Source organism: Variovorax sp. LjRoot130 (genome assembly GCF_964253755.1).
Taxonomy (GTDB): Bacteria; Pseudomonadota; Gammaproteobacteria; order Burkholderiales; family Burkholderiaceae_C; genus Variovorax.
This window is the reverse complement of record NZ_CAXURM020000001.1, coordinates 4,074,291-4,095,399: the sequence shown is the minus strand read 5'-3', so window position 1 is coordinate 4,095,399 and position 21,109 is coordinate 4,074,291. Positions and strand designations below refer to the sequence as shown.

21 protein-coding genes are annotated in these 21,109 nt (G+C 68.6%); 14 read left to right on the top strand and 7 right to left on the bottom strand.

Going from position 1 to position 21,109, the window contains the following annotated elements; genetic code table 11:
- Positions 1-30: 30 nt before the first annotated feature.
- Positions 31-693: an acyltransferase gene (locus ACSQ86_RS20475; RefSeq protein ID WP_212733616.1), complete on the bottom strand. Its 663-nt coding sequence runs from the start codon at positions 691-693 to the stop codon at positions 31-33.
- Positions 690-1,835, bottom strand: coding sequence for a glycosyltransferase family 4 protein (locus tag ACSQ86_RS20470; protein ID WP_436304833.1), 1,146 nt, complete (start codon positions 1,833-1,835; stop codon positions 690-692). The genes ACSQ86_RS20475 and ACSQ86_RS20470 overlap by 4 nt, the downstream gene beginning before the upstream one ends.
- Positions 1,836-2,030: 195 nt before the next feature.
- Here ACSQ86_RS20470 and guaD point away from each other — a divergent pair, with 195 nt between their 5' ends.
- Complete coding sequence (gene guaD / locus ACSQ86_RS20465; protein ID WP_093102960.1) at positions 2,031-3,311, top strand: guanine deaminase; 1,281 nt, start codon at positions 2,031-2,033, stop codon at positions 3,309-3,311.
- Here guaD and ACSQ86_RS20460 read toward each other — a convergent pair.
- Positions 3,308-3,910 carry a phenylacetic acid degradation protein PaaY gene (locus ACSQ86_RS20460; protein WP_436304832.1) on the bottom strand — a complete coding sequence of 201 codons (603 nt, stop codon included), beginning with the start codon at positions 3,908-3,910 and terminating at the stop codon, positions 3,308-3,310. The genes guaD and ACSQ86_RS20460 overlap by 4 nt on opposite strands.
- 16 nt (positions 3,911-3,926) lie before the next feature.
- Positions 3,927-5,585 (bottom strand): phenylacetic acid degradation protein PaaN, encoded by a 1,659-nt coding sequence (gene paaN, locus ACSQ86_RS20455; RefSeq protein WP_436309498.1) that lies wholly within the window; start codon positions 5,583-5,585, stop codon positions 3,927-3,929.
- A gap of 175 nt (positions 5,586-5,760) precedes the next feature.
- Here paaN and ACSQ86_RS20450 point away from each other — a divergent pair, with 175 nt between their 5' ends.
- The 12 genes from ACSQ86_RS20450 to ACSQ86_RS20395 all read left to right on the top strand — a co-directional run bounded on the left by ACSQ86_RS20450 (position 5,761) and on the right by ACSQ86_RS20395 (position 16,903).
- Complete coding sequence (locus ACSQ86_RS20450; protein ID WP_093103265.1) at positions 5,761-6,564, top strand: enoyl-CoA hydratase-related protein; 804 nt, start codon at positions 5,761-5,763, stop codon at positions 6,562-6,564.
- A gap of 12 nt (positions 6,565-6,576) precedes the next feature.
- Positions 6,577-7,014, top strand: a complete 438-nt coding sequence (gene paaI, locus ACSQ86_RS20445) for a hydroxyphenylacetyl-CoA thioesterase PaaI (RefSeq protein ID WP_093102965.1) — start codon at positions 6,577-6,579, stop codon at positions 7,012-7,014.
- Between the two features lie 18 nt (positions 7,015-7,032).
- Complete coding sequence (gene paaK / locus ACSQ86_RS20440) at positions 7,033-8,352, top strand: phenylacetate--CoA ligase PaaK (protein WP_436304829.1); 1,320 nt, start codon at positions 7,033-7,035, stop codon at positions 8,350-8,352.
- A gap of 12 nt (positions 8,353-8,364) precedes the next feature.
- On the top strand, positions 8,365-9,375 hold the full coding sequence (gene paaA, locus ACSQ86_RS20435) for a 1,2-phenylacetyl-CoA epoxidase subunit PaaA (protein ID WP_436304828.1): 1,011 nt from the start codon (positions 8,365-8,367) through the stop codon (positions 9,373-9,375).
- Positions 9,372-9,662: a 1,2-phenylacetyl-CoA epoxidase subunit PaaB gene (gene paaB / locus ACSQ86_RS20430; protein WP_093102970.1), complete on the top strand. Its 291-nt coding sequence runs from the start codon at positions 9,372-9,374 to the stop codon at positions 9,660-9,662. Before paaA ends, paaB begins: the two co-directional genes overlap by 4 nt.
- Positions 9,663-9,673: 11 nt before the next feature.
- A complete protein-coding gene (paaC, locus tag ACSQ86_RS20425) occupies positions 9,674-10,447 on the top strand; it encodes a 1,2-phenylacetyl-CoA epoxidase subunit PaaC (RefSeq protein ID WP_436304827.1) in 774 nt (257 codons plus the stop codon).
- Positions 10,441-10,965, top strand: a complete 525-nt coding sequence (gene paaD, locus ACSQ86_RS20420; protein WP_436304826.1) for a 1,2-phenylacetyl-CoA epoxidase subunit PaaD — start codon at positions 10,441-10,443, stop codon at positions 10,963-10,965. Before paaC ends, paaD begins: the two co-directional genes overlap by 7 nt.
- Complete coding sequence (gene paaE / locus ACSQ86_RS20415; protein ID WP_093102974.1) at positions 10,962-12,044, top strand: 1,2-phenylacetyl-CoA epoxidase subunit PaaE; 1,083 nt, start codon at positions 10,962-10,964, stop codon at positions 12,042-12,044. Before paaD ends, paaE begins: the two co-directional genes overlap by 4 nt.
- A gap of 34 nt (positions 12,045-12,078) precedes the next feature.
- Positions 12,079-13,230, top strand: coding sequence for an ABC transporter substrate-binding protein (locus ACSQ86_RS20410; RefSeq protein ID WP_093102976.1), 1,152 nt, complete (start codon positions 12,079-12,081; stop codon positions 13,228-13,230).
- Positions 13,231-13,302: 72 nt separating this feature from the next.
- Complete coding sequence (locus ACSQ86_RS20405) at positions 13,303-14,331, top strand: branched-chain amino acid ABC transporter permease (protein WP_436304825.1); 1,029 nt, start codon at positions 13,303-13,305, stop codon at positions 14,329-14,331.
- Entirely contained in the window at positions 14,328-16,169 is a 1,842-nt protein-coding gene (locus tag ACSQ86_RS20400; protein ID WP_093102979.1) for a branched-chain amino acid ABC transporter ATP-binding protein/permease, read from the top strand. The genes ACSQ86_RS20405 and ACSQ86_RS20400 overlap by 4 nt, the downstream gene beginning before the upstream one ends.
- Complete coding sequence (locus ACSQ86_RS20395; protein ID WP_436309497.1) at positions 16,166-16,903, top strand: ABC transporter ATP-binding protein; 738 nt, start codon at positions 16,166-16,168, stop codon at positions 16,901-16,903. Before ACSQ86_RS20400 ends, ACSQ86_RS20395 begins: the two co-directional genes overlap by 4 nt.
- Here the strand turns inward: ACSQ86_RS20395 and ACSQ86_RS20390 are convergent.
- Both ACSQ86_RS20390 and ACSQ86_RS20385 read right to left on the bottom strand, forming a co-directional pair.
- The gene (locus ACSQ86_RS20390) at positions 16,900-19,095 is read right to left on the bottom strand and encodes a molybdopterin cofactor-binding domain-containing protein (RefSeq protein ID WP_436309496.1); all 2,196 of its coding nucleotides are present in this window, start codon (positions 19,093-19,095) and stop codon (positions 16,900-16,902) included. The genes ACSQ86_RS20395 and ACSQ86_RS20390 overlap by 4 nt on opposite strands.
- 14 nt (positions 19,096-19,109) lie before the next feature.
- Positions 19,110-19,580: a (2Fe-2S)-binding protein gene (locus ACSQ86_RS20385; RefSeq protein WP_436304822.1), complete on the bottom strand. Its 471-nt coding sequence runs from the start codon at positions 19,578-19,580 to the stop codon at positions 19,110-19,112.
- A 211-nt stretch (positions 19,581-19,791) separates the two neighbouring features.
- Between ACSQ86_RS20385 and ACSQ86_RS20380 the strand changes: the two genes are divergently transcribed.
- Positions 19,792-20,388 (top strand): hypothetical protein, encoded by a 597-nt coding sequence (locus ACSQ86_RS20380; RefSeq protein ID WP_436309495.1) that lies wholly within the window; start codon positions 19,792-19,794, stop codon positions 20,386-20,388.
- Here ACSQ86_RS20380 and ACSQ86_RS20375 read toward each other — a convergent pair.
- Positions 20,385-21,056, bottom strand: a complete 672-nt coding sequence (locus ACSQ86_RS20375) for a GntR family transcriptional regulator (protein ID WP_093102984.1) — start codon at positions 21,054-21,056, stop codon at positions 20,385-20,387. The two genes, ACSQ86_RS20380 and ACSQ86_RS20375, sit on opposite strands and share 4 nt — an antisense overlap.
- Between the last annotated feature and the right edge of the window lie 53 nt (positions 21,057-21,109).

Sequence of the window (21,109 nt, the reverse complement as noted above, 5' to 3'; positions counted from 1 at the left end):
CATCAGACGGCAACGGCAACGGCGGCCGGCTCAGTGCACGAAGCCGCGCTCGCGGTGGAAGTACTTGGCGTCGCGATCGAGCGTCTTGACCTGCACCGCCGGCGAGCCCGCATAGACCGCGTACTCCTCGGTGTGCGCCTTGTTGAGCACCGAGCCCGCGCCCAGCATCGAACGGTCGGGCAGGGCGGCGCCGCCCAGCACCGTGACGCGCGTGCCGACCAGGCAATAGGCGCCGATGCGGATCGGCTTGCAGTCCTGCCGGTTGTCCACCACGTTGATGCCGTGCGTGATCAGCTGCGAGCGGTAGCCCGCGATGGTGGTGAAGGCACCGATGTCGACGCGATCGGTGCAGTCGATGATGTGCTGCTTGGTGACGGCCGCGTGCTCGCCCAGCGTCAGGGTCGGATCGCGATCGGCGCGATGGGTGAAGTGGGCGCCTTTCGGCGGATGGCCGGTGATCCAGTTGGAGCGGTCGATCACCGAATGCGCGCCGCATTCGAGCCGGCCCAGGTGGATGGCAACGTTGAAGTGGCCGATGTAGGCCCCTTCGCCCATGACCAGCTGCCCCGGAAAGACATAGGACATCCCGATGCGCGCGCCGTCGGCGATCTGGTAGCCCCAGAAGCGGCGCAGCACCCGGCGCTTGAGCGCCCAGGGCAGGAACACCACGGCCAGCGCCAGCAGCTTCTTCACCGGGCGGTCTTTCGCTCTTCGATCACCCGCCGGTAGGCCGCCACGTAGTTCGATGCCATCTGCGCCGCGCTGTAGTGCGTGGCGTTTTCGATGCCGAGCCGGCGCATCTCTTCGAAGCGCGGCGCCGCCTGCTCGATGGCCGCCGCGATGGCGGCGGGATCGTGGGGGTTCACGTAGACCGCGCCCGGCCCCCCGATCTCGTTCATCGGTGCGAGGTCGGAAGTGAAGACCGGGCAGCCGCAGGCCTGGGCTTCGATGATCGGCCAGCCGAAGCCTTCCTGCAGCGAGGGGAAGAGCAGCGCCGTCGCGCCGGCGTAGAGGGCGCGCAGCTGCTCGTGCGAGACGCCTTGCACTGTCTTGACGCGGTCGGCCACGTCGCGCTTGTGCGCCAGCTCGGCCATCTCCGGCACCAGCTCGGGCCCGACGAACAGCAGCTGCCGCACCGGCGCCTCGACGCCGCTCGCGGCCGCGCGCTCCTGCAGCGCGATGAAGGCCTCGAGCACCGTGCGGCGGTTCTTGCGCGCCAGGTCCCAGCCGACATGGATCAGGTACTTGTCGTGCACCGAGATCCCGAGGCCTTCGACGAGGGGCTGCGCCTCCTCGGGCGGCACGGGCCGGAAATCGTCGTTCAAGCCGTTGAGCACCACGCTGACCCTGGGCTCCTGCGCGAGACCCAGCGCCAGCAGCTCGCGCCGGGTCAGATCCGATACGCAGGTGACCAGATCGGCCGCCGCCAGCCCCTTGACGATGAGCCGCTGGAACAGCCGCCCGGTCCAGCTCACGTTCCAGCCTTCGACCATGCCCTTGGCGGCCTGCACGGCGATCACGTCGTGGCAGGTGATGACATTGGGCTTTTTCTTGACCCAGGGGATGTACATGCCGTTGGAGTGGTCGGTCACGTGCACCACGTCGGCCCAGCGCAGATGGCGCCCGATCGAGGGGATGAACAGGATGAACTTGTCCACGTAGCCCAGCCACTTCCACAGGCGCGAAGTGGTCGGCACCCGCTGCACCCGCCGGGGCGGCGTGAGCACGCGCAGCTCGCAGCCGTTGCGGGGGAGTTCACGTTCCAGGATGCGTTTGAAGGCCAGCATGCTGGTCTGGCCGTCGGGGACGTAGTTCCCGATGAGAAGCACTTTCATGTTAGGGACAATACCTGCATGCGCGGCGGTCGGCGTCGCGTGGATTCATCGCTGTTCCTGTTGGGATTGAAGGCGGATTATGTTCGAGCGGCTGGTGCGGCCCTAGGATGTGCCACTGCCGAGCGCGGCTGTCATATAGCCTCCATATGCGCTCGCACATTCCGTACCGGCTTCGCTGCCTTACCCTCCCAGCCCATGCAAGCGTACCGTGCCTCCCTTTTGCGATTCGATGCCGCCGGCCAGCCGGTTTTCGATCAAGACGGCCTGTTGGTGGTCGGCCCCGATGCCGCCGGCCGCCAGCGCGTGCTGGACGCCGGCGCCCATGCGTCGGTGGCGGCCCGCCATCCGGGCGTGGACGTCACGCACTGGCCGGGGCGCATCCTGGCGCCGGGCTTCGTCGACATGCACGTCCACTTTCCGCAGACCGACATCATCGGCGCGCCCTCGGAAGGCCTTCTGCCCTGGCTCGAGAACTACACCTTCCCGGCCGAGAGCCGCTTTGCCGACCCGGCGCACGCGGCGGAGGTGGCCGAGGTCTTCTTCGACGAGCTGCTGCGCAACGGCGTCACGACCTCGCTGACCTTCGCGACCTCGCATCCGCAGTCGGTGCAGGCCTTCTTCGAGGCGGCGCAGCGCCGCCGGCTGCGCATGATCACCGGCAAGGTGCTGCAGGACCGGCATTCGCCCGACGGCGTGCGCGACCAGACGGAACAGAGCCTGATCGACACCGAGTCGCTGATCCGCCAGTGGCACAACGTCGATCGCCTGGGCTATGCGATCACGCCGCGCTTCGCGCCGACCAGCACCGACGCCCAGCTGCGCGGCGCCGGCGAGCTGGCCGCGAAATACCCGGACACCTGGATCCATTCGCACGTGGCCGAGAACAAGGACGAAGTGAAGTGGGCGCGCGAGCTGTTCCCCGGCGCGCGCTCCTACCTCGACGTCTATGCCGGCTTCGGCCTGATGCGCGAGCGCGCCGTCTACGCCCACTGCATCCACTTCGACGACGACGACCGGCGCCTGATGCGCGACACCGGCACCGCTTCGGCCGTGAGCCCGACCAGCAACTTGTTCCTCGGCAGCGGTTTCTTCGACTTCGAGGGCGCCGACCGCATCGGCTATGCCTACGGCCTGGCCAGCGACGTCGGCGGCGGCACCAGCTTCAGCCCCTTCTCGACCATGATGGCCGCCTATTACGTGGGCCGCGAGGGCCAGACCAAGCCGGGCATCAGCATCCCGCCTTCGCAGCTCTGGTGGCGCCACACCGCAGGCGCGGCGCGCGCGCTGGGGCTCGAAGGCGTCATCGGCAACCTGCAGCCGGGCTGCGAGGCGGACTTCCTGGTGATCGATCCGAAGGCCACGCCCTTGCTCGCGCGCAAGACCTCGCTCGCCAACAACCTCGAAGAGCTGCTGTTCGCGATGATCGTGCTGGGCGACGACCGGCTGATCGAGCGGACCGTCATTTCGCAGGCCTAGCCGCGCCGGGTCGCGATCAGCGAGCGCACGTCCGGTGACTTGAGCCGCGGCCGATCGGCCTCCACCGCACGCAAAGGCTCGGCCTCCACCAGGCTGTCCAGGCAGCGGCGCGTGAGGTCCTGGTAGATCTCGGTGCCTTCGCGCTTCCACGCGATCTCGTCGTCGCCGAGCTCGCGCCGCACCGTGGCGGGAATGCCGGCCACCAGGCTCTTCGCCGGCACCCGCATGCCTGCCGGCACGAAGGCGCAGGCGGCGACGAAGGCGAAGGCGCCGATCTCGGCCTCGTCCATCACCACCGCGTTCATGCCCACCAGCGCATCGTGCTTCACCACGCAGCTGTGGAGCACGGCGCCGTGGCCGATGTGGCCGTTTTCCTCGACCACCGTGTCCTGGTCCGGGAAGCCGTGGATCGTGCAGTTGTCCTGCACGTTGGCGCCGCGCTCCAGCAGGATGCGGCCGAAGTCGCCACGCAGGCTCGCGCAGGGGCCGACATAGCAGCCGGGGCCGACGATCACGTCGCCGATCAGCACGGCCGTGGGATGGACGTAGGCGCTGGGGTCGACCACCGGCACGACGCCTTCGAGTGCGTAGCAGGGCATGGCAGCTCCCGGTTGATCAAGCGTGGCGGCGGTGCTGCACGACCACGAAGCGGTCGGCCACGAAGGCGAGGGTGGTGTAGGCCGCATTGGCCGCCGGATTGCCGCCGGTGGCGTGGAAGTCGGAGAAGCCGGCCGACTGGTTGACCATCACGCTTTGGGTGAGATTGATCGATAGCGCGACGCGTGCGCGCCGCGCGGCGTTCACCATGTCGTCGATGTACGCCGGGTCGTCGGAGTAGAGACCCAAGGTCATGGCGCCATGTCGGCGGACGCTGCGCTCGGCGATTTCGAGCGCGGCCTCGCGCGAAGGCACGGCCACCAGATAGGACACCGGGCCGAAGCACTCCTGCTCGTAGATGTCGGCATCGTCCACGCCCAAGGCGGCGATCGCCGGCGTGCGCACCTCGGCCTGCGGGTACTCGGGGTGCTCGAGCTTGCGCGAGGCCAGCACCGTGCGGCCGACCTTCGCGGCCTTGTCCAGCCGTTCGAGGGTCTGGGGCGAGCCGATGGCGCCGAGCACCGTCAGCGCCACCTTCGGATCGGCCAGCAGTTGGTCGATCGCCTGCGCGAGATCGGAGCCGACCTGTTCGAAGCTCTTGTGTCCCTGGTCGGTCCGGATGCCCTCAGCCGGCACCAGCAGGTTCTGCGTGGTGGTGCACATCTGGCCGCTGTAGAGCGAGAGCGACAGCGCGAGGTTGCGCAGCATCGCGGCATAGGCATCGGTCGATTTGATGACGAGCAGGTTCACGCCGGCCATCTCGGCATAGAGGCGGGCCTGCGTCGCATGCGTCTGCAGCCAACGGCCGAAGACATTGCCGCCGGTGTAGTCGATGGAGGCCACCGCATGGTGCGTGGCCAGCATCTGCGCCAGTTGCGGTTCGGCGCTGACCGCGAGCGTCACGAGGTTCGGATCCAGCCCCTCTTCGGCCAGCACCTCGCGCAGCACGCTGACCGTGATGGCCGCAGGCAGCACGGCGTTGGGATGGGGCTTGACGATCACCGGGTTGCCGGTAGCCAGCGCCGCGAAGAGGCCGGGGTAGGTGTTCCAGGTCGGGAAGGTCGCGCAGCCGATCACCAGCGCGATGCCGCGGCCCACGACTTCGAAGCGTTTCTTCAGCACCGCGGGCGGGTTCTTGCCCTGCGGCTTTTCCCAGGTGGCCTCGGCCGGCACGTCGGCCATGGCTTTCCAGGCGGTGGCGATGGCTTCGAGCGCGCGATCCTGGGCATGGGGGCCTCCGGCCTGGAAAGCCATCATCGGCCCCTGGCCTGTGGTCAGCATCACGGCATGCGCGATCTCGAAGCTGCGTGCATGGATGCGCTTCAAGGCTTCGAGCACGACGCCCACGCGGCCTTCGGGGCCGATGGCCTGCCAGGCGGGCTCGGCCGCCAGCGCGGCGGCGACCAGCGCTTCACCTTCGCATTCGGGATAGCGGATGTCGAGCGTGGCGCCGAAGGGCGAACGCTCGGTGGCGACGCGCGCGCGTTCGCCGGGCTGGTCCAGCGGGTAGTCCTTGCCGCAGAGCGCGAGCGCGGCGTTGCGGCCCTCGGCCTGCGCGCTATCCCCATAGACCTTGGGCGAAGGGGCTTCCGGAAAAGGGGACCAATGGCCGCGGTGGGTGAGGGCGCGCAGGGCGTCGTCGAGCAGCGTGCGATGGCGATCGAACAGGGTGGTCATGGGTGAAGGTCTCCGGCGATGTTGGAAAAAGGAGTGCCGCGAGCTAGGCTTAAGGGTTAGTACCAAAGGACAAGGCTTGCGGCAGCAAGACCGCGAATCCTATAATCAACCGAACGGTCGGTCAATTATTGAACTCGCCCTTTTGGCCGATCAATCCTCACACCTCAGAACCACGATGGACGAACCCCTGGTACGCATCACACAGTCTGGCGCCGTGCGCACGCTCCAGCTCAACCGGCCGGAAGCGCTCAACAGCTTCAACTCCCAACTGCATGCCGCGCTCATGGCGGCGCTCGACGAGGCGGCGGCCGACAGTGCCGTGCGCTGCGTGGTGCTCGGCGGCGCAGGGCGTGCCTTCTGCGCCGGCCAGGACCTGGCCGACCCGATGGTCGCGCCCGACTACACGCCCGGTGCGCCGCCCAAGGACCTGGCCCACGTCATCGAATCGCTCTACGCACCGCTGGTGCTGCGCCTGCGCTCGATGCCGGTGCCGGTGATCGCCGAGGTCCACGGCGTCGCAGCCGGTGCGGGCGCCAACCTCGCGCTGGCCTGCGATCTCGTCGTGGCCGGGCGCTCCGCGAGCTTCATCCAGGCCTTTACCAAGATCGGGCTGGTGCCCGACACCGGCGGCAGCTGGCTGCTGCCGCGGCTCGTGGGCCAAGCGCGTGCGCTCGGCCTCGCCCTGCTGGGCGAGAAACTGCCGGCCGCCGAGGCCGCCCAGATGGGCCTGATCTGGAAGTGCGTGGAAGACGCCGAGCTGGCGCTCACGGTCGAGACCCTGGCCACGCGCCTGGCCGACATGCCGATTGCCGCACTGGTCGCCACGCGCCAGGCGCTGGCCGATGCGCAGCAGCTCGATCTGGAGTCCGCGCTCGCGATGGAAGCCAGGCTGCAAGGCGGCCTCGGTGCCGCCAACGACTACCGCGAGGGCGTCGAAGCCTTCCGCGCCAAGCGCCCGCCGCGCTTCACCGACCGCTGAGGAGTTCCGTCGATGAGCGAGACCCATCCCCAACACACCGCCGAACGCGTGCGCGATGCCATGTTCGCCAACGACCGCGCCGTGCGCGGCCTCGGCATGGAGGTCGAGGCCATCGGGCCAGGCCGCGCCGACATTGCCATGACCGTGCGCGAAGACATGCTCAACGGCCACGACATCTGCCACGGCGGCTTCATCTCGACCCTGGCCGATTCGGCCTTCGCCTATGCCTGCAACTCCTACAACGAGGTGACCGTCGCCTCGGGCTTCGGCATCGATTTCGTCGCGCCGGCGCGCCACGGCGACCGGCTGGTTGCGCGCTGCGTCGAAGTGTCGAAGGCGGGCCGCATGGGCGTCTACGACACCGAGGTCCTGAATCAGCGCGGCGAGCGGATCGCGGTGTTCCGCGGACGCTCCTACACGATCAAAGGCAAGCCCGTCGTTGCGGCTTGAAGAGAAGGAGACACCCCCATGCCCGTTCAACGCCCGGCACCCGGCGACCTCGAGGCGATCGAGAAGGCCAGTCGCGACGAGATCGCCGCGCTGCAGCTGCAGCGCCTGCAGTCCAGCCTGCAGCGCGCCTACGACAAGGTGCCGCACTACCGCAAGGCCTTCGATGAAAAAGGCGTGCACCCCGGCGACCTCAAGCAATTGAGCGACCTCGCGAAGTTTCCGTTCACCGTCAAGAAGGACTTGCGCGACAACTACCCCTTCGGCCTCTTCGCCGTGCCGCGAGAACAGGTCGCGCGCATCCATGCGTCTTCCGGCACCACCGGCAAGCCGACGGTGGTGGGCTACACCTTGAAGGACATCGACAACTGGGCCGACCTGGTGGCGCGCTCGATCCGCGCGGCGGGCGGACGGCCCGGCGACATCGTGCACGTGGCCTACGGCTACGGCCTCTTCACCGGCGGACTGGGCGCGCACTACGGCGCCGAGCGCGCGGGCTGCACCGTGATCCCGATGTCGGGCGGCCAGACCGAGAAGCAAGTGCAGCTGATCCGCGACCTTCGGCCCGACATCATCATGGTCACGCCCAGCTACATGCAGGTGATCATCGAGGAGTTTCAGCGCCAGGGGCTGGACCCGCGCGAGAACTCGCTCAAGGTCGGCATCTTCGGCGCCGAACCATGGACCGAGGCGATGCGCCGCGAGATCGAGGCCAAGGGCGGCATGGACGCGGTCGACATCTACGGCCTCTCGGAAGTGATGGGTCCCGGCGTCGCCAGCGAGTGCATCGAGAGCAAGGACGGGCCCGTGGTCTGGGAAGACCATTTCTATCCCGAGATCATCGATCCCGAGACCGGCAAGGTGCTGCCGGACGGCGAAGAGGGCGAGCTCGTCTTCACCTCGCTGACCAAGGAAGCGCTGCCCATCGTGCGCTACCGCACGCGCGACCTCACGCGCCTCTTGCCGCCCACCTCGCGCAGCTTCCGCCGCATGGGAAAGATCGTCGGGCGCAGCGACGACATGCTGATCATCCGCGGCGTCAACGTGTTCCCGACGCAGATCGAGGAGATCGTGCTCGCGCACGAGAAGCTCTCGGGCCAGTACCTGATCAAGGTCGGGCGCGAGGGCCATCTCGACAGCGTGGAGCTGCATTGCGAAGTGCAGGCCGGCGCCGGCGACCTCGGCGACGCCGAACGCGAGCAGATCGCGCAATGGGTGCAGCAGCGCGTGAAGACCATGGTCGGCATCTCGACCACCGTGCTGGTGAAACGCCCCGACTCGATCGAACGCACGCTGACCGGCAAGGCCCGGCGCGTGGTCGACGAGCGCCCCAAGACCTGAAAGGAAAGCGTCATGTACACCCAAGCCATGGACACCATGGGCAAGGAATCCGGCGACGGCAAGAAGGTCGTCCGGTCGGCGGAGGAAATGGTTCTCGAGCAGCGCTTCGACGAACGCATCGATGCCGGCGGCTTCATCGAGGCCAAGGACTGGATGCCCGAGCACTACCGCAAGACGCTGGTGCGCCAGATCAGCCAGCATGCGCATTCCGAGATCGTCGGCATGCTGCCCGAAGGCAACTGGATCAGCCGCGCGCCCACGCTCAAGCGCAAGGCCATCCTCTTGGCCAAGGTGCAGGACGAGGGCGGCCACGGCCTGTACCTCTATGCCGCGGCCGAGACGCTCGGCACCAGCCGCGACCAGATGCTCGATGCGCTGCACACGGGAAAGGCCAAGTACAGCTCGATCTTCAACTACCCCACGCTGACCTGGGCCGACATGGGCACCATCGGCTGGCTGGTCGACGGCGCGGCGATCATGAACCAGGTGCCGATCTGTCGCTGCTCCTACGCGCCCTATGCGCGCGCGATGATCCGCATCTGCCGCGAGGAGAGCTTTCACCAGCGCCAGGGCTACGAGGCGCTGCTCACGATGATGCAGCACGGCACCGAGGCGCAGAAGGCCATGGTGCAGGACGCGGTGAACCGCTGGTGGTGGCCGTCCGTGATGATGTTCGGCCCGCCCGACGAGCAGTCGCCCAACAGTGCGCAATCGATGCGCTGGGGCATCAAGCGTTTCTCCAACGACGACCTGCGCCAGAAGTTCATTGATGCCGCGGTCGAACAGGCCAAGGTGCTCGGCGTGACCTTGCCCGACCCCGATCTCAAGTGGAACGAGGAGCGCCAGGCGCACGACCATGGGCCGATCGACTGGAACGAGTTCTGGCGCGTGATCGGCGGCGACGGCCCGTGCAACCGCGAGCGCCTCGGCGCCCGCGTGAAGGCCTGGGAAGAGGGCGCCTGGGTGCGCGAAGCGGCGCTGGCGCATGCGCGAAAACAGAATCACCTGAAGGAGGCCGCATGACGACCGATCAAGAGTGGCCGCTGTGGGAAGTGTTCGTGCGCAGCAAGGCGGGCCTGGACCACAAGCATTGCGGCAGCCTGCACGCACCCGACCCCAAGATGGCGCTGCAGATGGCGCGCGACGTCTACACCCGGCGCCAGGAAGGCGTGAGCGTGTGGGTGGTGCGCTCCGACCAGATCGTGGCCAGCGATCCGGGCGACAAGGACATGTTCTTCGATCCGGCGGAAGACAAGGTCTACCGCCATCCCACCTTCTACGTGCTGCCCAAGTCCGTCGACCACATGTGAACTGAGGCCCCATGCAAGCATCCATCGAACTCGACCGCAGCCCCGCCGTGCAGTACCTGCTGCGCATCGCCGACACCTGCCTGATCCTGGCCCAACGCCTTGGCGAGTGGTGCGGCCACGCGCCGGCGCTCGAAGAAGACATCGCCATGAGCAACATGGCGCTCGATCTCGTAGGCCAGGCGCGTGCGCTGCTCACCCGGGCCGGCCAGATCGAAGGCCGCGCGCATGACGAAGACCAGCTCGCCTTCCTGCGCGACGAGCGCGACTATTTCAATCTCACGCTGGTCGAGCTGCCGCGCGGCGACTTCGCCTTCAGCGTGCTGCGCAACGCGATGGTCGCGACGCTGCTCAAGCTGCTGTGGGAGCGCCTGGCATCGTCGAGCGACGAGGAGGTCGCCGCCATCGCGGGCAAGGCGATCAAGGAAGCGCGCTACCACCAGCAGCATTCGGCCGACTGGGTGGTGCGCCTGGGCGACGGCACGGACGAATCGCATGCGCGCATGGAGGCTGCGCTGAAGGAGCTGTGGCGCTTCGTGCCCGAACTGTTCGCCTCGGACGCCGTGGACGAGGAAGCCAGCGCCAGCGGCCTGGGCCCGGCGTGGGCGGTGTTGCGCGAAGCCTGGTTCGCCGAGATGGGCGCCGTGCTCGACGAGGCCTTGCTCGTGCCGCCGGCCGAGTCGGCCTTCCTGAGTACCGGCAAGCACGGCGTGCACAGCGAGCACATGGGCTACATCCTGGCCGAGATGCAGCATCTGCAGCGCGCTTATCCGGGGGGTGTATGGTGAATGTTGCCGCCTTCGCCCCGACGCGTTGCGAGCAGGCGCGGGAGGTGCTCGCCACCGTGCTCGATCCCGAAGTGCCGGCCCTTTCGGTGTGCGATCTCGGCATCGTGCGCGACGTGATCGAGCGGGGCGATGCACTCGAAGTCGTGCTGACGCCGACCTACTCCGGCTGCCCCGCCACCGAAGTGATCGAGCGCGACGTGCTCGAAGCCATCGAGAAAGCAGGCCTCGGTCCGGCCCATGTCACGCTGCAGCGCGCGCCGGCCTGGACCACCGACTGGATCAGCGCGGAAGGCCGGCGCAAGCTCTCCGAATACGGCATTGCACCGCCCGGACCGGTGGCGCCGGGCGATGCCGTCCCGATCCGCATCTTCGGACGCGGGACCGGCGCGGCCGTTGCCTGCCCGCGCTGCGGCAGCCGGCACACCGAGCGCCTGTCTGCCTTCGGCGCCACCGCCTGCAAGTCGCTCTATCGCTGCCTTGCCTGCCGGGAACCGTTCGAACACTTCAAGCCGATATGAGCGTCATCTTCCACCCCCTGCGCGTGCGCAGGATCGAGCCCGACACCTCCGAGGCCGTGATCGTCTCCTTCGACGTGCCGGAGGAATTGCGCGAGGTCTTCGGCTTCACGCAGGGCCAGTACCTCACGCTGCGCAAGGAGATCGACGGCCAGGACCTGCGGCGCTCCTATTCGATCTGCGCCGGCGTCGACGACGGCGAGCTGCGCGTCGGCGTGCGCAAGGTACAGGGCGGCACCTTCTCCAACTGGATCAACAGCGCGCTCCAGCCGGGCGACACGCTGCAGGTCATGGCGCCGGAGGGGCGCTTCTTCGTGCCGATCGAGCCCGAGGCCCACCGCCACCACGTGGGCATCGCGGGCGGCAGCGGCATCACGCCCATCCTCTCGATCATGAAGACCGTGCTGGCGCGCGAGCCCTTCGCCCGCTTCACGCTGATCTACGGCAACCGTTCACTCAAGTCCACGATGTTCAAGGAGGAGATCGAGGACCTCAAGAACCGCTACATGACGCGGGTCGCGCTGCAGCACGTGTTCTCCGACGAGCACACCGACGTGCCGATCAACATGGGCGTGATGAACCGCGAGAAGATCGCCGAGTTCCTCGAAGGCCTGGTGCCCGCCGGGCAGATCGACCACGTCTACATCTGCGGGCCCTTCCAGATGAACGACGAGGCCGAGGCGGCACTGCTCGCGGCCGGCGTGCCCGAGGAGCGCATCCATATCGAGCGCTTCGGCATCGCCCAACCCGCCGGGCCGGTCGGCGCCGTGGTGCACGAGGCGCAGCCCGGCGATGCCGAGCAGGCGCGCATCACCATCGTGCGCGACGGACTCAGCCGCGAAATCCCGTTCGCCAAGGGCCAGCCGAGTATCCTCGACGCCGCCTCTTCGGCGGGCCTGGAGGTGCCGTATTCATGCACTTCGGGCGTGTGCGGCACCTGCCGTGCCAAGCTGCTGGAAGGGGAAGTGCGGATGGAGCGCAACTTCGCGCTCGACAAGAATGAGGTGGCGGGCGGCTTCATCCTGACCTGCCAGGCGCATCCCTTGACCGAGCGCGTGGTGTTGTCCTTCGACGAACGCTGAAGCGGCCGCAACCTTTTAACCAACGGAGACCTTCATGAAATCATTCACCCGCCTCGGCGTGGCGCTCCTGTGCGCCATGGCCTTTGCCGCGCAGGCCGACGTCAACGTCGGCGTCACGCTGTCGGCGACGGGCCCGGCCGCTTCGCTCGGCATCCCCGAGAAGAACACCATCGGCCTGATGCCCAAGACCATCGGCGGCCAGAAGATCAACTACATCGTGCTCGACGACGCATCCGACACCACCGCGGCGGTGTCGAACACGCGCAAGCTGATCAGCGAGAACAAGGTCGACATCGTGATCGGATCGACCGTCACGCCCAACTCGCTGGCCATGATCGACGTGGTGGCCGAGGAGAAGGTGCCGATGATCTCGATGGCGGCCTCGGCGCGCATCGTCGAGCCCGTGGACGAGAAGCGCAAGTGGGTCTTCAAGACGCCGCAGAACGACATCATGATGTCGCTCGCCATCGCCGAGCACATGGCGGCCAACGGCGTCAAGACGGTCGGCTTCATCGGCTTCTCCGACGCCTACGGCGAAGGCTGGTTCCAGGAGTTCGGCAAGGCCGCCGCGCTCAAGAAGCTGCAGGTGACGGCGAACGAGCGCTACGCGCGCAGCGACACCTCGGTCACGGGCCAGACGCTGAAGCTGATCTCTGCCAAGCCCGATGCGGTGCTGATCGCCGGCTCCGGCACGCCGGCCGCGCTGCCGCAGAAGACGCTCAAGGAGCGCGGCTATGCCGGCAAGATCTACCAGACCCACGGCGTCGCGAACGCCGACTTCCTGCGCGTCGGCGGCAAGGACGTCGAAGGCACGCTGCTGCCCTCCGGCCCGATGCTGGTGGCGGCGCAACTGCCCGATTCGCATCCGCTGAAGAAGTCGGCGCTGGCCTACGTCAACGCCTACGAGGCGGCCAACGGCAAGGGCAGCGTCTCGACCTTCGGCGGCCACGCCTGGGATGCAGGCCTGCTGATGAGCGCCGCGATTCCGGCCGCGCTCAAGAAGGCGCAGCCCGGCACGCCGGCTTTCCGCGCCGCCTTGCGCGACGCGCTCGAGTCGGTGAAGGACGTTCCCGGCGCCCATGGCATCTTCACCATGTCGCCCACGGACCATCTGGGTCTGGACCAGCGCGCGCGCGTGATGGTCAAGATCGAGAACGGTACCTGGAAATACCAGCCTCAAGACTGACCTTCAACCGGAGCGTGCGTGCGAGCGCGTACGCGGGCCGGGGGCCTGCGTGCGCCACGCCGGAGTGGATGCATGGACATGCAAATCGCCCTGATACTGGGGCAGGACGGTATCGTGAACGGGGCGATCTACGGGCTCATGGCGCTGGCGCTGGTGCTCGTGTTCTCGGTCACCCGCGTCATCTTCATTCCCCAGGGCGAGTTCGTCGCCTTCAGCGCCCTGTCGGTGGTTGCCTTGCAGGCCGGCCGCGTGCCGGCCACGCTGTGGCTGCTGGTGGCGCTGGCCGCGATGGCGCTGGTGGTGGAGCTGTGGCGATGGAAGCGGGGTGCCGCGGTCGACTGGGCTTCGACCCTCGCCTGGTGCGTGGTGCTGCCGCTGGTGGCTTGCGCGCTGGTGCTGCTGCTGCGCCCGGAATCGCTGGTGATGCAGACGTTGACGGCGCTCGCGGTGATCGTGCCGCTCGGCCCGCTGCTCTATCGGCTGGCCTACCGGCCACTGGCCGATGCCACCGTGCTCACGCTCTTGATCGTATCGGTGGCGCTGCACGGTGTGCTGGTCGGCCTGGGCCTGCTCTTCTTCGGCGCCGAGGGTTCGCGCACGCCGGCCTTCTCGGACCTGCGGCTCGACCTCGGCGGCGTGGCGTTGACGGGCCAATCGCTGGTGGTGGTCGCGGTCACCGCCGCGCTGGTGGTGCTGATGTTTCTTTTCTTCGAACGCTCGATCGTCGGCAAGGCGCTGCGCGCCACCGCGATCAACCGCGTCGGCGCGCGGCTGATGGGCATTCCCACCGGCCTCTCGGGTGACCTGAGCTTCGCGCTGGCGGCGGCGATCGGCGCGGTCTCGGGCCTCCTGATCGCGCCGCTGACCACCATCTACTACGACACCGGCTTCCTGATCGGCCTCAAGGGCTTCGTGGCTGCCATCGTCGGCGGCCTGGCCAGCTATCCGCTGGCGCTGGTGGGCGCGCTGATCGTGGGCCAGCTCGAGGCCTTCTCGTCCTTCTGGGCCAGCGCCTTCAAGGAGGTCTTCGTCTTCACGCTGATCATCCCGGTGCTCTGGTGGCGCTCGCTGAGCAGCCGCCATGTGGAGGACGAGGAATGACGCGCCGGCATATGGCCATCGCCTTCGTCGTCCTGCTCGCGGCGGTGTGGGGTTTCCTGCCGGACTTTTCGGTCACCGTGCTCAGCTACATCGGCCTCTACGCGCTGGTCGCGGCCGGCCTCGTGATGCTGACCGGCGTGGGCGGCATGACTTCCTTCGGCCAGGCCGCCTTCGTCGGCACCGGCGCCTACGCGACCGCCTGGGTCTGCACCTCGCCCGCGGTCGCCGCCGCGATCGGCACGGTCGTGAGCCCCGCGCTGCTGCCGTGGATCGGGCTCCTGTTCGGCATCCTCGTGACCTTCTTCGTGGCCTGGGGGCTGGGCGCGATCACGCTGCGCCTTTCCGGGCACTACTTGCCGCTGTGCACCATCGCCTGGGGCCTGAGCTTCTACTTCCTGTTCGGCAACCTGGAATTCCTGGGCGGCCACACCGGCGTGGCCGGCGTGCCGCCGATCGTGGTGGCCGGCCTGTCCTTCGCATCGCCGCGCTCGTTGGGCCTGGTGATCTGGGGCGTGCTGCTGCTCGCGCTGTGGGCGTTGCACAACCTGCTGGATTCGCGCGAGGGCCGTGCCATCCGCGCGCTGAAGGGTGGCCGCGTCATGGCCGAATCGATGGGCGTGGACACCGCGCGCTACCGCATCAAGGTCTTCGTGCTGGCAGCGCTGCTGGCGGCGGTGTCGGGCTGGCTCTATGCGCACATGCAGCGCTTCATCAACCCCACGCCCTTCAACCTCAACATCGGCATCGAGTACCTCTTCATGGCGGTGGTCGGCGGCGCCGGCCATCTCTGGGGCGCGGTGCTCGGCGCCGCGCTGATCACCTTGTTGAAAGAGCAGCTGCAGGACATCCTGCCGCGCCTGCTGGGCTCCAGCGGCAACTTCGAGGTGATCGTGTTCGGCCTCCTGATGCTGGTGGTGCTGCAGCGCTTTGCCGACGGCCTGTGGCCGACCGTGGCGCGCCTGGGCGGGCGCTTCCTGAAGCCGGTGAAGCCGCGTGCTCCGCGCCAGACCCTCACGTTGCCCGAGGCCACCTTGCCCCCGCGCGGGCAGGTCGTGCTGCAGGCCGACGCCGTGACCAAGCGCTTCGGCGGCCTGGTCGCCAACGACGCGGTCAGCATGGATGTGAAGGCGGGCGAGATCCACGCGCTGATCGGTCCCAACGGCGCCGGCAAGAGCACCTTCTTCAACATGATTTCGGGCGTGGACGATCCCACCTCGGGCGAGGTGCGGCTGATGGACCGGCCGATGACCGGCCAGCCCTCGCGCGCCTTCGCCGCGCTGGGCCTGGGTCGGACCTTCCAGCACGTGCGTCTGCTGGGCCAGCGCCGGGTGATCGAGAACGTCGCGCTCGGCGCGCACCGCCGCGGGCGGCGCGGATGGATCGCCTCCATGCTGCGCCTGGATCGCGCGGAAGAGGCCGCCTTGCTCGCGCAGGCGCGGCGCCAGCTCGAGCGCTGCGGGCTCGGCGAGTTCGTGGAAGTGCCGGCGGGCTCGCTGGCGCTGGGCCAGCAGCGCGTGATCGAGATCGCACGCGCATTGGCGGGCCATCCCGCGGTGCTGCTGCTCGACGAGCCGGCCGCGGGCCTGCGCCACCTGGAAAAGCGCGCGCTCGCCACCCTGCTCGACCAGCTGCGCGCCGAGGGTCTGGCGATCCTGGTGGTCGAGCACGACATGGAGTTCGTCATGAACCTGGCCGACCGCGTGACCGTGCTGGAGTTCGGCGCCGTCATCGCACGCGGAACGCCGCTCGAAGTGCAGGCCGATCCGAAGGTGCTGGACGCCTATCTCGGTGGCGTCGACGAGCCGGCGGAGCAAAAGCTGATGGAGCAGGTGGCATGAGCAAGGCACTCCTCCAACTCGAAGACTTCTGCGTCTCCTACGGCGCGGTGGAAGCCGTGCACCACATCGACCTGCGCGTCGACGCGGGCGAGATCGTCACGGTGATCGGGCCCAACGGCGCGGGCAAGACCACGCTGCTGTGCGCCGCGATGGGCTTGCTTCCTTCGCGCGGCGGCGTGCTGCTCGACGGCGAGCGCATGGCGCGCACCAGCGTGGAAGCGATGGTGGCGCGTGGCGTAGGCCTGGTGCCGGAAAAGCGCGAGCTCTTCGGCGAGATGTCGGTCGAGGACAACCTGCTCCTGGGCGGCTTCTCGCGCTGGTGGCGCGGCGAGCGCGACCAGCGCCAGCGCATGACGGAAGTCTTCGGCATCTTCCCGCGCCTGCAGGAGCGTCGCGCGCAGCTCGCGTCCACGCTGTCCGGCGGCGAGCGGCAGATGCTCGCGATCGGCCGCGCGCTGATGGCGCGGCCGCGCCTGCTGATGCTCGACGAGCCCTCGCTCGGCCTCGCGCCGCTGATCGTGCGCGAGGTGCTGCAGGTGGTGTCCTCGCTGCGCCAGCATGGCGTCTCGGTGCTGCTGGTGGAGCAGAACGCCCGCGCCGCGCTGCAGGTGGCGGACCGTGCCTACGTGCTCGAAATGGGCGCGGTCGCGCTGCAGGGACCGGCCAAGGAGCTGCTGCACGACCGCCGCATCATCGACACCTACCTGGGGCTGGGCGCGCGTGCCGAAGCCTAGGCCAGCAGCGCCTTCAGCTTCGCACTGGTGAAGGGCACGCTGCGCAGCCGCACGCCGGTGGCGTCGAACACCGCGTTGGCCAGCGCCGCCGGCACCGGGCTGGAAGCCGCTTCGCCGGCACCCAGCGGCGGCTCTTCGCGCCGTTCGATCAGTTCGATCTCCAGCCGCGGCACTTCGGTGAAGTTCAGCAGCGGGTAGCTGACCCAGTCGACGCTGGTGACGCGCGAGCGGTCGAAGGTGGTCTCCTCGTGCAGCGTGCGCGATAGCGTCTGCAGGATGTTGCCCTCGACCTGGGCGCGCACGGCGTCGGGGTTGATCATCAGCCCGCAGTCGTGGGCGCAGCAGACCCGGCGCACCGCGATCTCGCCGTTCTTGCGGTCGACCTCGACCTCCATCGCGATGGCGACATAGGTCTCGTTGTTCTTGTAGTGGATATAGGCCATGCCGCGGCCCCTCGCGATGCCGCCGCCGCGCGTGGCGGCAGGCGAGGGCCGGGCCTGCCAGCCGATCATCCGGCCCGCGCGCCGGATCACCTCGGCGCCGCGCGGGTTCGCGGTGTCGCGCAGGCGGAAGGCCAGCGGGTCCATGCGCGCCTTCGCCGCCAGTTCGTCGACGAAGCTCTCGACCGCGAAGCAGTTCGCGACCTTGCCCGGCGCGCGGATGTTGGAAGGCCTGAGCGGCGCCGGCCCCAGCCAGTGTGCCGTGACCTTGACCGCGTTCGCGCCGTAGGGCGGATCGCCGTTCTGCGACACCAGCCCGACGGACTGGCCCACCGGCTGGCGCAGGCCGGCCGCGAGCGGCGACAGCAGCGGTATCCATTCGAGGTTGGCCGTGGCGCGCGGCACCCACATGTCGGTTTCCCAGGCGTCGATGCGGCCCTCCGGCGTCAGCGTGGCCTTCATGTCGAGCAGCTGCGGCGGGCCCTTCGGGTCCCAGCCCAGCTCGTCCTCGCGGCTCCACTGCACGCGCACCGGCCGGCCGACCGCCTTCGACAGCAGCACCGCATCGGCCGCCGCGTCGTCGTGCCCGTTCATGCCGTAGCAGCCGGCGCCGTCGAGGTAGACCACGCGCAGCTTGTCGCGCGGCAGCTCGACCAGTGCCGCGAAGACGTTGAGGAAGCGATGGCTGGCCTGCGACGCCGTCCACACCGTGCCGCCGTCGGGGCGCACGTCGGCCACGGCGCACGAGGGGTCGATCGAGCCGTGCGACTGGATCGGCCACGCATAGCTCGCGCGCAGCACGTCCGCCGCATCGCGCAGGCCGGCCAGGCGTTGCGCGTCGCCCTTCGACGCGATGACTTCCTCGGCCACGAAGGGGCCGCTGCGGGCCCAGTCGACCAGCGCCGCGTGGCCGATCAGCGGCGCGCTGTCGCTCCATCGCAGCTCGAGTTCGCGCGCCGCGCGCACCGCGGCCCATTCGTCGGGGCTCACGACGCCGACGAAATCGGCGATGCGCACCACGCGCACGCCGGGCAGCCGAGCCACCGGAGCCTCGTTGACCGACAACAGCTTCGCGCCCACCGCCGGCGGCCGCAGCACGCGGCCGTGCAGCATGCCGGGCACCACGTGGTCGTGCACGTAGACATGGCGGCCGGTCACCTTGGCCGGCACGTCGGGCCGCGGCAGCGAGCGGCCCACCAGCACGTACTGCGAAGGCCGCTTGAGCGGTGCCTTCGGATTCATCTTCAGCTCGAAGCCGCGGCCGCCCAGGAGGACGGAGCAGCCGATGCTGCGGCCGTCGGCCGCGCGCACCGCGCCGTCGGCGAGCGTGAGCTGTTCGGGCGGCAGTTGCAGCTGCTGTGCCGCCGCCGCAATCAGCGCCTCGCGCGCCGTCGCCGCGGCCTGGCGCAGCTCGACGCCGCCGCGCATCACGCCGGTGCTGCCGGCCGTGGGCCCCTGGTTGGGCGTTAGCGCCGTGTCGCCCTCGATGAGCTCGATGCGCTCGACACCCACGCCGAGTTCCTCGCCTACCATCTGCCGCATTGCGATGCGGTGGCCGGTGCCGAGGTCGACCTTGCCCGAGTAGACGACCACGGTGCCGTCGGCACGCAGCGCCAGGAAGGAATCGACCTCGCCGAGCGCGAGCGAGCGTTGCGCGCCGGCGATCGGCTGTGCATGCGCGGGCTGAATGGGCACGAGCCCGCAGCCCACGACCAGTGCGCCGGCTTCGAGCAGGGCGCGGCGTGTCAGCATGAGCGTCTCCATGCTCAGGCCCTCCCTGAATCGGCAGCGCGCTGCACGGCGCGCAACACCCGCTCGTGCGAGCCGCAGCGGCAGAGGTTGCCGGCGAGCGCCTGCTTGGCCTCGTCGCGGCTCGGCCGCGGCACGGCGCGCAGCAGCGCGACGGCCGTCATCACCATGCCGTTGGTGCAGTAGCCGCACTGCGCGGCCTGCTCGGCGATGAAGGCAGCCTGCACGGCGTGCGGCTTCTCGGGCGAACCCAGCCCTTCGGCCGTGACGACGCGGCGCCCGGCCGCATCGGCGATGCGAATGCTGCACGAGCGCACAGGCATGTCGTCGAGCAGCACGGTGCAGGCGCCGCACTGCGCGAGCCCGCAGCCGAACTTGGCCGCATGCAGGCCCAGGTCGTTGCGCAGCGCGTAGAGCAGCGGCATGTCCGGATCCCAGGCCTCGATGCTTTTCGAGGCGCCATTGACGATGAGGGTGATGCTGGGCATGCGGACCTCCTTGGGCGGCGGTGCAGATTGCCACAGCGTGCCCATCGCATCAAGCGACGTCCGGCATCGGGTCCATGACGAATTCTTTCAGGCTAATACCTTCGTAAGCCGCGCCAGATATGCGTTTGTCGCTATGGATTTGATAGCCAATTTGTCATCGACTCGCCTTAACATCGGCCGGTTTTTTCAACTCGCAAGAAAGGCGAACAACATGAGTGAATGGCTCTATCAGGTCACCGGCAAGGCTTGGCTCGCGCTGCTGTTCGGCATCGGCATCCTCGGGTGGGCCGGCTATGCACAGTGGAAGGCCTCCGCCGACACGCACGGCACCGCGGTCGAAGACCTGGTCGTGCGCAGCGGCTCGATCACCGGCGGCAGCGAGGTCACCGAAACGTCCAAGCGCCGCCGCGGCGGCACGACGACCCGCCGCTACTTCGTGCTCGATGCCAAGCTGGCCAACGGCGGCACCGAGAAATGGCGCGTCGACAACGCGGTCGGGCGCAGCAAGCTCGAACCGCTGATCGACGAGGCCATCGAGGTCGGGCTCGATCCGTCGGACAACAACATGGTCTACGAGATCAAGCACAAGGGCCGCACCGTGGTCTCCCTCGCCGACGTCCAGAAGATCATGGAATCGAAGGACAAGGTGGCCGCCACGATGGCCAGCGACAAGGTGACGCTGGTCCTCGGCCTGATTGCCTTGCTGCTGGGCATCGTCGGCCTGGTGATCCGCCAGCGCCTGAACAAGGGCCTCGCCGCGGCGCAGGCCGCTGCCGTGCCCACGCCGGCCATCGGCGAAAAAACCTAGTTGTCGATCACCCTGCGGGCGAAGCGTTCCAGGTAGTCGAGCAGCCTGTTCGCGCCCGCGACGGCTGCCGCCTCGTCGCCGGTGGCGATGCCCTGGGCGAGTTCCATGTGGGCCTTGGCGGCTTCGACGATCTCGCCCTCGTGCTGGTAGGCGTACCAGAAGCGGCGGCACTGCACGATCAGCGGCGCCACGCTCTTGACGGCGGAGTGGTTCTGGCTGGCCTGGTGATTCACGCGGTCGAGCTCGTGGTCGGCCTGCATGTAGTCGTCCAGGTGGCCGCGTGCGGCTGCCTTGACCATCTTTTCGGCGCAACGCAGGATTTCCTTGCGCTGCGCGGCGGTGGCCCGGCGTGCCGAGCAGCAGGCGATGAGTATTTCCAGCACGCGCCGCGTCTGCAGCACATCGAGATGGTCGGCCAGGTCGATGCTGGAGACCAGCAGGCCGCGCCGCGGCTGCTGCACGATCAGGCCGATCGAGCTCATGCGCAGCAGCGCCTCCCGCACCGGCGTGCGGCCGAGCCCGGTACGTTCGGCGATCTCGGCCTCGACCACCTGGCTGCCGGGTTCGAGTTGCAGCGTGCATATCAACGCCTCTATCGCGTCGTAGGCGATGTCGGCGGCGCGCCGCGGGGCGGCGGCACTTGGGAAAGACGTGGCTGCAACGGGCATCGTGGAGGGCTGAGGCTGGGGTCGGAAAGGCGGTCGCATTCTCCCATCGGCAG

Coding starts and splice junctions, on each gene's coding strand:
- ACSQ86_RS20450 (WP_093103265.1), top strand. CDS start 5,761: ATGGACGAACCCCTGGTACGCATCACACAGTCTGGCGCCGTGCGCACG.
- paaI (WP_093102965.1), top strand. CDS start 6,577: ATGAGCGAGACCCATCCCCAACACACCGCCGAACGCGTGCGCGATGCC.
- paaK (WP_436304829.1), top strand. CDS start 7,033: ATGCCCGTTCAACGCCCGGCACCCGGCGACCTCGAGGCGATCGAGAAG.
- ACSQ86_RS20375 (WP_093102984.1), bottom strand. CDS start 21,056: ATGCCCGTTGCAGCCACGTCTTTCCCAAGTGCCGCCGCCCCGCGGCGC.
- paaC (WP_436304827.1), top strand. CDS start 9,674: ATGCAAGCATCCATCGAACTCGACCGCAGCCCCGCCGTGCAGTACCTG.
- guaD (WP_093102960.1), top strand. CDS start 2,031: ATGCAAGCGTACCGTGCCTCCCTTTTGCGATTCGATGCCGCCGGCCAG.
- ACSQ86_RS20405 (WP_436304825.1), top strand. CDS start 13,303: ATGGACATGCAAATCGCCCTGATACTGGGGCAGGACGGTATCGTGAAC.
- paaE (WP_093102974.1), top strand. CDS start 10,962: ATGAGCGTCATCTTCCACCCCCTGCGCGTGCGCAGGATCGAGCCCGAC.
- ACSQ86_RS20385 (WP_436304822.1), bottom strand. CDS start 19,580: ATGCCCAGCATCACCCTCATCGTCAATGGCGCCTCGAAAAGCATCGAG.
- ACSQ86_RS20395 (WP_436309497.1), top strand. CDS start 16,166: ATGAGCAAGGCACTCCTCCAACTCGAAGACTTCTGCGTCTCCTACGGC.
- ACSQ86_RS20410 (WP_093102976.1), top strand. CDS start 12,079: ATGAAATCATTCACCCGCCTCGGCGTGGCGCTCCTGTGCGCCATGGCC.
- ACSQ86_RS20380 (WP_436309495.1), top strand. CDS start 19,792: ATGAGTGAATGGCTCTATCAGGTCACCGGCAAGGCTTGGCTCGCGCTG.
- ACSQ86_RS20470 (WP_436304833.1), bottom strand. CDS start 1,835: ATGAAAGTGCTTCTCATCGGGAACTACGTCCCCGACGGCCAGACCAGC.
- paaN (WP_436309498.1), bottom strand. CDS start 5,585: ATGACCACCCTGTTCGATCGCCATCGCACGCTGCTCGACGACGCCCTG.
- ACSQ86_RS20390 (WP_436309496.1), bottom strand. CDS start 19,095: ATGCTGACACGCCGCGCCCTGCTCGAAGCCGGCGCACTGGTCGTGGGC.
- paaB (WP_093102970.1), top strand. CDS start 9,372: ATGACGACCGATCAAGAGTGGCCGCTGTGGGAAGTGTTCGTGCGCAGC.
- paaA (WP_436304828.1), top strand. CDS start 8,365: ATGTACACCCAAGCCATGGACACCATGGGCAAGGAATCCGGCGACGGC.
- paaD (WP_436304826.1), top strand. CDS start 10,441: ATGGTGAATGTTGCCGCCTTCGCCCCGACGCGTTGCGAGCAGGCGCGG.
- ACSQ86_RS20400 (WP_093102979.1), top strand. CDS start 14,328: ATGACGCGCCGGCATATGGCCATCGCCTTCGTCGTCCTGCTCGCGGCG.
- ACSQ86_RS20460 (WP_436304832.1), bottom strand. CDS start 3,910: ATGCCCTGCTACGCACTCGAAGGCGTCGTGCCGGTGGTCGACCCCAGC.